Origin of the sequence: uncultured Pseudoalteromonas sp. (assembly GCF_963922945.1) — a bacterium.
Taxonomy (GTDB): domain Bacteria; phylum Pseudomonadota; class Gammaproteobacteria; order Enterobacterales; family Alteromonadaceae; genus Pseudoalteromonas.
Genome location: NZ_CAWUKC010000113.1, coordinates 1 through 9,531, shown reverse-complemented (window position 1 = coordinate 9,531; position 9,531 = coordinate 1). Strand labels below are relative to the sequence as shown.

The following is a 9,531-nucleotide window of genomic DNA, read 5'->3' as shown; positions in this document are numbered from 1 at the left end:
AACATTCACTGCGTTTTTTGTTGCAGGTTAGAAAACAAAAAAGCCAAGCTAAGCGTGGCTTTTAGTGCAAATTTAAGGTTGAGTTTTTATTCGCGAAACCAGTAGTTGTTCTACCCTGATCCCCTCAACATCGACAACTTCAAACTTAAACCCATTATAAGTTAAGTGTTCTGCCCGTTTAGGAATGCGTTTCATGGTGTAAATTAAAAAACCGGCGGCGGTTTCAAAATGTATTTGCTCAGGAAACGCTTCAATATCTAAAACCTTAGCTAAATCAGAAATGGGCGTTAAACCATCAACCAACCATGAGCTTTCATCACGCTCTACAATAAGCTCATCGCCTTGATGGGTAATTAAATCGCCCATAAAGCCTTTCATTAAGTCTTTAACGGTAACAATACCTACCAATAACGCATACTCATTTACTACTACCGCAAACGGTTTGGCGGCGCTTTTAAATGCATTTAACGCCTCAGAAAGACTTAACGTTTCGGGCAAGTAAAAAACATCCGCTTCTAATAGCTCTTGCTTAATGGTTGCAGGCTCACCTTTAAGTACTTGGCGTAATATATCTTTTGACTCAACAGAGCCACGTAACTTATCTAAATTTCCTGATACCACTAAAAAATGATTATGGGGGTTTTCAATAATTTTGGTAGCTATATCGTGGCTGCTTTCATTTAAGTCAAAATAAACTATTTGGTCGCGTGGGGTCATCACACTTGATAAAAAACGTGCCTCTAATTCAAACACATTGCCAATTAGCTCATACTCTTGTTGTTGTAAGCTACCGTATTCTGCGCCCGCGTCCATCATTGCCACAATGTCTTCGGTGGTAACAATATCCTCTCGCTCAGCAGGTACTTTAAATAAACGCAGTACAAAATTAGTTAACCCATTAAAAAATATTACTAATGGCGTAAGTGCAAAAGTAACCCATCGCATTATTGTTACTACACGCACAGCCACCGCTTCGGGTATGATCATCGCTAAACGCTTTGGCATTAAATCAGCAAATAATATAAACAGCGAGGTAATGGTAAAAAACGAAAATAAAAAGCTAATTTTTTCAAGGTATACGCCTTGATAAAAAAGCACTAATACACTTTGAACATAAGGCGATAGCGCTTGTTCGCCCACTATTCCGCCTAAAATAGCAATCGCATTAAGGGCAATTTGAATCATCGCAAAAAACGCCCCTGGATTTTCTTGCAGTTTTAACACCGCGGCCGCGTTGTCACTGCCTTCATCAGCCATTACCCGCAGTTTAATTTTACGTGACGCTGCAATAGCAATTTCCGACATGGCAAACAACGCACTGATCAAGATCAACAAGCTAATCCCGATTAAATCACCCATTTAACGCTCCAAAAAAGTTAGCGCTTTTCAGTAAAAAGCAGCTGATTATAGTCGGTTTTTTAAGCGCGGCAATTTATATTTGTGTTTTTAGAGGTTAAATATTTAAACCTTTGAATTTTAAGTACTTGCCTTACTTTTTGGCTTCATCAAATGCTAAGACGAGTCTATCTTGCAAGCTTTGCGGCATGTTTTTATTACAGGCAAAGTAAAGTGGGGATTGTTGAGTATCGAGTGGCAATATCGGCTCTAATAACTTTAGTTTTGGCTCAAATTGAGCGCGGTAGTTAAATTGTTTTTTACTTAAAATAATAAAGTCGAGAATATCGTGCCGTGTGCTTATGATTTTATCTATTTTATCAAAGCTATCAATTATTAATAAATTTTTAGCTTCGCTAAAACCCTGCTCCAATAAATAATGGTGGCTAAAGTTGTCACGTAATACCGCAGTTTTATAATTTTTAGCGTCGTTGAGGGTGCGTAAGCGAATGTTGCGCGATTTAAGTGCGTAAATTGCAGAGTCAAAACTTTCAAGCTCAGCCACCCAGCTAAATTTATCTTCTCGTTTAGGTAATCTTACAATAGAAAATATACACGTATTAACATCTCTCAACGTTGCGTTGTAAGAAACCGGCCAGCTGTGTGCCAGCATAGTGTATTTAATATCTGAGTGGGCAAGCGCTTTTCTGACTTTCTCTACTGAGCGTCCTGCAAGTTCTCCATTTTCGTCAATGTATTGAAAATCAGGAAAGACCTCGGTCACTATCGTTATTTCAGCTGCATTAACCCTTATGCACGCAAAACACAGTATGAGAAAATACAACTTCATTTAATTACGCCTTAAAACTATAAATGGGTATAATCCAACTATAGCTGAGGGTAACCGAACTGCTAGTTTTTAATCGAATAAACCTAGCCCTATACGCTGATAGGACTAGTTTTTTTAGTTTATAGTCGACTATTTGTTCATTGCGCCAATTAAAAAGGCTGAAATTTTAGCGCCCTCACGCAACGTTGTTTCTGAGCTTGCTTGGCCGACTAAAGAGCTGTCTGTAAATGGTGCAATTTCCATCATATCAGCGCCCGTAATAGGAAACTCATCAGCAATGGCCTGCAAAATATCCAGTGCGTGCTGTGGAGTTAAGCCGTTATCTTCCGGCGTGCCAGTAGCCGAGGCAAATTCTGCATCTAGCGCATCTATATCAAAGCTCACATACACTTCATCTACGTTATCAGCTTTAAGCTGTGCAATAGTTTCCTCTGCAACCGCTTTCGCACCACGCTCCAAAATTTCAGCAGCCCAGTGCTGTTTTACGCCAAAAGTACTTTCCCAGTGCGATTTAGGTTTTCCGCTCGAACGAATCCCAAACTGAATCAAATGATGAGGCGCTGGTAAAAACTCGAGTATATGCGTACACCACGAACCAAAACATAAATCGATACCTAAACGCTCTACTAATAAGTCGGTGTGCGCATCAAAATGAATAATTGCGGTGCGCTTGCCTTGCTCACGCTTTGCTTTTAAATACGCTTTAGTTAGCGGGTAGCTAATTGAGTGATCGCCCCCAATACCAAAAATCCCTTTATCCTTAAACGTTGCGTAAAAGCTATCACACACATCTTCGGTTATCGAAAGCGGGCTTACGTAATAATCATCGTTTTTATCGCCATATAACGCTTTTTGACAATTTGAGATAGTGGCATCGTTGAGGTACTTGTCGTGAAGTAAATGCGGAATAACACGCACATCACCTAAATCAAAAGCTTGGCACTGAGTTTGTTGATCAATCAGCGCTGAGCGCAAAAATAATGGTCCCCAGTTTGCACCACGTAAGATACCCCCCCCACAATCCGAGCTAATGCCTAACATAACGGCTTTATGTTGCGGATCAGGTAATTGTTCTAACGAGTCGCGCCAAAGTACATCAACATTCTCGCTTTGCCCATACAATTTATTGCGTAATGCTGCCTTACGCTCTTTAGCTGTATTAACTGTAAATACGCCATCGCCAGGTGGGCATAGGCAATGCTCTACTTTACGTTTTAACGCATCAAATTGTGTGCTCATACTAAATCCTATACTTACTGTGTTTTTCTAGTGGCTTTGATTAGTTATGCAAAAATAAAAAAACTGACTATGTGTACATAAAGTTTTATTTGTTTATTTATTCTGCTGTCTGTTTACAGAAAAACCGTTGAGCCAGATATATATAATTTAAAAAATATATCGTAACTTGCTGATAAATATAAACTTAAGCCAATAGTAGCCACATTTAGTTAAACTTAAATTATCACCATAACAACTACATATAGGGTATGAATTAACAAGTCAACCACCCAATTTTAAACAGATTTTAAGCGTCTGATTTAATATTCAATGTGGGTGAATAAACCTAGCATCCACCCATATTTTTCAACATCGGACATACGTCCTGTACTTAGTTTACATTTCTAGTAATGATGCTAGATTGACAACAAATTTTTATAAAAAGGCTTAGTTATGGAAAAGGTATTTCACTTAGGATTATGCATAGACGATTTAAAAGGGGCGCAGCTTGCTATTGTCCCTGGTGATCCAGATCGTGCTGCACGCATTTCTCAATTCCTAGACAACCCAACCTGCCTTGCTCAAACACGTGAGTTTCATGTTTACTTAGGTCAGTTAAATGGCCATTCTGTGGTAATTTGTTCAACGGGGATTGGTGGCCCATCTACCTCAATTGCAGTTGAAGAATTAGCGCAACTTGGTGTACGTACGTTTTTACGTATTGGTACTACGGGGGCAATTCAACCGCACATCAACGAAGGTGATATTTTAGTTAGCCAAGCATCAGTGCGTTTAGATGGTGCAAGCCAACACTTTGCACCGCTTAGCTACCCTGCTGTGTCAGACTTTTTTGCTACACAAGCGATGGTGCAAGCATGTAAGAACCTAGGTATTGATTTTCATATAGGTATTACTGCATCAAGCGATACGTTCTACCCAGGCCAAGAGCGTTACGATACGCATTCTGGTTATGTGCCTAAGTCATTACAAGGCAGCTGTGAAGAGTGGCAAAACCTTGGCGTAATGAACTACGAAATGGAGTCGGCTACTTTATTTACAATGTGTGCAGCCCTTGGTCTTAAAGCTGCGTGTGTTGCCGGTGTGCTCGTTAACCGTACTCGCCAAGAAATTCCAAATGTTGACCACGGTGAAATTGAGAAAAAATCGGTAGCTGTAGTATTAGAAGCTGCAAAAGTACTTTTAGACTAAACCCTTTTAGCGCTTAAATATTATAAAGCACAGCAATTGCTGTGCTTTATTGTTTTTAGCTTGACCTAAGTTAAAGTTAGCTTAGCTCTGCGCTAATCACTTCGATTTCGGGTAGCTTATCAAAGCTTGCAAGTACAGCCCGTGCCACACCAGCTTGGTTTTCATGACCTTGTGTTTCTAAAAGGGTGATTGATTTAACCGTATTACCATTAAAGCTAAGCCCTGCTAAAAATAGCTGACTAAGCGCACTTTGTAGTGGTGAAAGGCTAGGGCTATAAGCTGCATTTTCAGCATAACTGCCGTAAAAATCCCCCTCATCAAAAGTACTAATTTTAACAGCACTAAAATTTTTGCTGTAGGGTACATATGCACTAAGAGCAATTGCTGCTAATTTTTCATCAAGCTCAGTATTAGCAAACTTTTTATGGTGAGGTTTAGGATTAAACAAACTAAACTCGTTACCTAAATCGGTAGGCCCAAATGAATGTGGTAACAAGTCAGCAAGTTTAAAATGATTCTCTGGCAATAAAATATCAAACTCTTTGGCATCTGCCAGCTCGTTCATAAACTGCCTACAATAACCACAGGGTGCATCACTAATAGCTATTTTAACTATTTTCTTTGCGCCGTTTAACCAAGCGTTATTAATTGCCGACTGCTCTGCATGTACCACCAAGCTAAGTGCTTGATGATCAAACTCTACATTCGCACCAAAATAAAAATTTATATTACCTTGCTCATCAAGCGCTTTAACAATCGCTCCCACATGAAAATGCGATACAGGCGCAACCGAAAACTCCGATGCTAACGGCACCAATCCTTGCAGCAAAGTATCGTCAGATACACTAAATTGCGCACATAATTGGTTTATATTTTCGGTTGTTAAAATACCGCGTTGGGTTTTTAATTGAGCACGTAAATCTTGAGTTTGCGCTACGCTCAAAGCGATATGAGGGTTTGTAAGGGCTGTGTCTTGTTGTACAGTAAAAGTTGCTGAAGCCATAACATATTATAATTATTTAATGGCCAAGTAGTGTAAAAGTTTAAAGTTAGAATTACTAGGACTATTGACCTTTGTGGTTAACCTTTGTTCATACTAGATTTGATTTAAGTGCGTCTTGAACTTTGATGCCTAATGGGCTCGATAACTGCTCCTATGCTATATTAATGACTTACATTCAATAAGAATAATAAAACTAAACAATGCATCCACACCCAGTTTACACACCTTATAAGCTGCAAAAGTTAATCCTTAAGTTATTAAATAAAAAAGGGAACACAGCGTGCTCCCTTACAAAATTAACGTATTAAAAAATTAACCCGTATTACGCATGCCTGCAGCAATCCCTGTCATAGTGATCATCAACGCGTTATCGATGTCACCTTCACTGCCTTTTTCACTTGAACGTGCACGTCGTAGTAATTCAACCTGAAGTACGTTCAGCGGATCAGTGTAAGGGTTACGAAGCGCAATTGACTCTTTGATCCAAGGCTGGTCAGCCAATAAGCTGTTTTGTGGGCTGAGTGACTGCACTAGGCTAATTGCCTCTTCAAGCTCTTTACGCAGAGACACACCTAGTGGTTTGTACATATCTTCCACCAGCGCGTTATCGTAATGCTCACTTAACCAGCTATCGGCTTTACTAAATACCATTTCTAGCATTTCTAGGCGTGCTCTGAAAAACGGCCATTGCAGGCTCATTTCATGAAGCGTCTCCAGACCATATTTTTCTAGTGCAGCTTTTAAGCCAGTTAATGCCCCAAGCCAAGCAGGTAACATTAATCGGTTTTGACTCCATGCAAAAATCCATGGAATTGCACGTAAACTTTCTACGCCACCATTTGGATTACGTTTAGCTGGGCGTGAGCCTAATGGTAATTTAGACAACTCAAGCTCCGGCGTTGCCATTCTAAAGTAAGGCACAAAGTTTTCATCATGGCGAACTACATTACGGTAGTGATCACACGACTGCTCGCTAATTAACTTCATCACTTCACGCCAATGCTGTTTTGGCTCTGGCGGTGGTAATAAGTTACTTTGCAGTACAGCCCCAGCATAAATATTTAAGCTTTGCAGTGCCACATCAGGTAAACCAAACTTAAAGCGGATCATTTCGCCTTGCTCAGTTACACGTAAGCCGCCTTTTAACGAACCGGGTGGTTGTGAATGCAGTGCCTGCGCAGCAGGTGCCCCACCACGGCCAACTGTACCACCACGACCATGGAATAATATAAGTTCAATCCCTCGCTCATCAGCAAGCTGTACTAATTTATCCATTGCCTCGTACTGCGCCCAACCGGCAGCCATCATGCCGGCATCTTTGGCAGAGTCTGAATAACCAATCATTACATTTTGAGTGTTTTTAATATGCCCGCGGTACCACACGTTATCAAGCAGTGTCGTAATTACATCGCTACCGGCGTTTAAATCGTCAAGTGTTTCAAACAATGGCGCAACAGGCAGGTCAAATTGGCAACCACTTTCTTTTAACAGCAGTTGTACCGCTAAAATATCAGAGGCAGTACGCGCCATTGAAATGATGTATAAGCCAAATGTATTTTCATCTTGCTTGGCAATAACATCAAAAGTGTCGAGTACCTCTTGCACCTCTGGACTTGGCTGCCAGTTTTTAGGAATTAGCGGACGACGAGAATTAAGCTCGGTAAGCAAAAATGCCTGCTTGTCTTGCTCTTGCCATTGATTGTAATCACCTAAGCCTAGATGGCGTGTAAGCTCAGAAAACACATCGCTGTGGCGATCAGAGTCTTGGCGTACATCAAGTTTAGCCAACCGCAGGCCAAAGCTATTAATGCGGTGCAATAAATCAAGTAATAAACCGTTAGCAACAACTTTCATATTGCATTTTAATAGCGAGCGGTAACACACTTCTATCGGGTGCTTGATTTGATTAATGTCTGTAATTAAATCTTGCGAGTCGGTACGCTTATTTTTAATTTTAGCACCTAGGTGGGCTACAGTTTCAGCAACCTGAACCTTAAGCTTTTTAATTACAGCACGGTAAGGTTCAAATTCTTGTCCTGCCAGCTCAATAAGCTCATCGCTTGCATCAGACATTGAAAGCTCAGCACACAGCGTTTTTAAATCCTGGATGTATAAATTAAGTGCCATCCAACGACCGTGGTCTAATACCTGCGATGTAACTTGCGAGGTAACAAACGGGTTACCGTCACGGTCTCCGCCCATCCAAGAGGTAAACTCAATCGGGCTGAAGTCAATAGGCAGCTCTAAATTTAGCTGCTCTTTTACCTGTTCTGAAAACTCGCGTAAAAAACGCGGTACAGCATGCCACAAGCTATTTTCAATGACTGCATAACCCCATTTAGCCTCATCAATTGGCGTCGGGCGCGAACGACGAATGTCGTCTGTATGCCACGCTTGGCTGATAAGCTGTTCTATGCGGTTTAAAATAGCTGTGCGTTCTTGCTCTAAATTGTCTTTTCGCTCAAGCGAGGCTAAACATTCACTGAGTTCAACTTGTTTGTTGATCATTGTTCGGCGAGTCACTTCGGTCGGATGAGCGGTTAATACTAAGTTTATGTGGAGTTTTGAGAGTGTTTCGGCCAAGTGGTTACTGTCTAATTGGCCTTCTTTTGCTTTTGCAGTTAACGTTTTTAATGTTTGAGTGAGAGGGTTTAGTTGGCAAAAGCCAACATCATTAAAACGCGAAACAGTGTGGAACTGCTCAGCTACATTAGCTAAATTTAAAAAATGATTAAATGAACGGGCAACCGGTAAAAGCTCTTCATCACTAAGCGCATGTAGTACCTCAATTAGCGCTTGTCTGTCGTCTTCATTACCACTGCGAGATGACTTTGATAAAGCACGAATTTCTTCTACCTTATCTAAAATCGCTTGTCCTTGAGCGTCCTTAATAGTTTGTCCTAATAACTGCCCTAGTAAATTAACATTTCCTCGCAAGGCGGCATATTGTTCACTCATTTCTCAGTCTCCTTTGTTTCATGGAATGCTATTAATATCATCATGCGCGCAGATTTAATAGATCCATTTGCAATGGTGAATCGTATTTAGCTATATGTAAATTATTAGAAAACGGTTTTTATGATCATTTTTTACGATGCTAGCTGCCCACTGTGCAACACTGAAATGCAGCACCTCAAAGATGCTGATACTAAACATAAAATTGTTTTAGAAGACCTTAACAGCCACGACTTTAGCACGCGTTACCCAAGTGTTAACAAAAACAAAGCGATGGCTATATTGCATGCACAATTGCCAAGTGGTGAGATGATTTACGGGCTCGATGTTACATACCAAGCATGGAAAACTGTTGGAAAATATCGCTGGTTGAAAATTTTTCGCTTGCCAGTAATTCGTCTTTTAGCTGATGCAGCTTACTTGTTTTTTGCAAAACATAGGCAAACAATTAGCCGCTTATTAATGCCCAACACTCAATGCACAAACGGTAAATGCGGTGTAGGAACAAAGGGTGACCAATGAAAACAATTGTTTTATTCGGTGCCAGCAGTGCAATAGCTCAAGCTTATATCGAGCATTTACAAGTAAATGCGCCTACGGTGCAAATCATTTGTGTAAGTTCTAGCAAAGTAGAATCAAATAGTAATGTTGTTTACTTTGAAAGCGATTACACCACACAAACTCTAGCCAAGGTGACAACCTACCTAAAAGAGCAAAATGCTGATATTCAACAAGTAATAATGTTTAACGGCACGCTACATAACCAAAAACATATGCCCGAAAAAAAACTTGAAGATATAGACGCTGAGTATTTCAGCCAACTTCTAAACTCAAACACGCTAACCCCTCTGCTTTGCCTGCAAAGTATTTTGCCACTTTTAACACACAAAACGCAGTGCAATATTACCGCACTTAGTGCGCGTGTAGGCAGCATTAACGACAACAAGTTAGGCGGTTGGTA

At 40.4% G+C, this 9,531-nt stretch carries 7 protein-coding genes and 1 pseudogene; 3 read left to right on the top strand and 5 right to left on the bottom strand.

The genetic code is table 11. The features are described from left to right. Positions 1-72: 72 nt before the first annotated feature. The 3 genes from AABI99_RS16755 to AABI99_RS16745 form a co-directional block, all read right to left on the bottom strand. Positions 73-1,359 carry a hemolysin family protein gene (locus AABI99_RS16755; protein WP_338367232.1) on the bottom strand — a complete coding sequence of 429 codons (1,287 nt, stop codon included), beginning with the start codon at positions 1,357-1,359 and terminating at the stop codon, positions 73-75. A gap of 130 nt (positions 1,360-1,489) precedes the next feature. Next, positions 1,490-2,185 carry a transporter substrate-binding domain-containing protein gene (locus tag AABI99_RS16750; RefSeq protein WP_338367231.1) on the bottom strand — a complete coding sequence of 232 codons (696 nt, stop codon included), beginning with the start codon at positions 2,183-2,185 and terminating at the stop codon, positions 1,490-1,492. A gap of 129 nt (positions 2,186-2,314) precedes the next feature. After that, a complete protein-coding gene (locus AABI99_RS16745; RefSeq protein ID WP_338367229.1) occupies positions 2,315-3,424 on the bottom strand; it encodes an arginase family protein in 1,110 nt (369 codons plus the stop codon). A 432-nt stretch (positions 3,425-3,856) separates the two neighbouring features. Here AABI99_RS16745 and udp point away from each other — a divergent pair, with 432 nt between their 5' ends. Further along, a complete protein-coding gene (gene udp / locus AABI99_RS16740) occupies positions 3,857-4,612 on the top strand; it encodes a uridine phosphorylase (RefSeq protein WP_338367228.1) in 756 nt (251 codons plus the stop codon). Between the two features lie 76 nt (positions 4,613-4,688). Here the strand turns inward: udp and cdd are convergent, their stop codons facing one another. Continuing rightward, a complete protein-coding gene (cdd, locus tag AABI99_RS16735) occupies positions 4,689-5,615 on the bottom strand; it encodes a cytidine deaminase (RefSeq protein WP_338367227.1) in 927 nt (308 codons plus the stop codon). A gap of 312 nt (positions 5,616-5,927) precedes the next feature. Next, complete coding sequence (gene ppc, locus AABI99_RS16730) at positions 5,928-8,573, bottom strand: phosphoenolpyruvate carboxylase (RefSeq protein WP_338367226.1); 2,646 nt, start codon at positions 8,571-8,573, stop codon at positions 5,928-5,930. A 120-nt stretch (positions 8,574-8,693) separates the two neighbouring features. On the opposite strand from ppc, the gene AABI99_RS16725 reads away from it, so the two are divergent. Next, complete coding sequence (locus tag AABI99_RS16725) at positions 8,694-9,092, top strand: DUF393 domain-containing protein (RefSeq protein WP_338367225.1); 399 nt, start codon at positions 8,694-8,696, stop codon at positions 9,090-9,092. After that, positions 9,089-9,531: pseudogene (locus AABI99_RS16720) on the top strand (short-chain dehydrogenase); the annotation flags it as partial. The gene AABI99_RS16725 and the pseudogene AABI99_RS16720, both read left to right, overlap by 4 nt.

Coding starts and splice junctions, on each gene's coding strand:
- AABI99_RS16755 (WP_338367232.1), bottom strand. CDS start 1,359: ATGGGTGATTTAATCGGGATTAGCTTGTTGATCTTGATCAGTGCGTTG.
- AABI99_RS16750 (WP_338367231.1), bottom strand. CDS start 2,185: ATGAAGTTGTATTTTCTCATACTGTGTTTTGCGTGCATAAGGGTTAAT.
- AABI99_RS16745 (WP_338367229.1), bottom strand. CDS start 3,424: ATGAGCACACAATTTGATGCGTTAAAACGTAAAGTAGAGCATTGCCTA.
- udp (WP_338367228.1), top strand. CDS start 3,857: ATGGAAAAGGTATTTCACTTAGGATTATGCATAGACGATTTAAAAGGG.
- cdd (WP_338367227.1), bottom strand. CDS start 5,615: ATGGCTTCAGCAACTTTTACTGTACAACAAGACACAGCCCTTACAAAC.
- ppc (WP_338367226.1), bottom strand. CDS start 8,573: ATGAGTGAACAATATGCCGCCTTGCGAGGAAATGTTAATTTACTAGGG.
- AABI99_RS16725 (WP_338367225.1), top strand. CDS start 8,694: ATGATCATTTTTTACGATGCTAGCTGCCCACTGTGCAACACTGAAATG.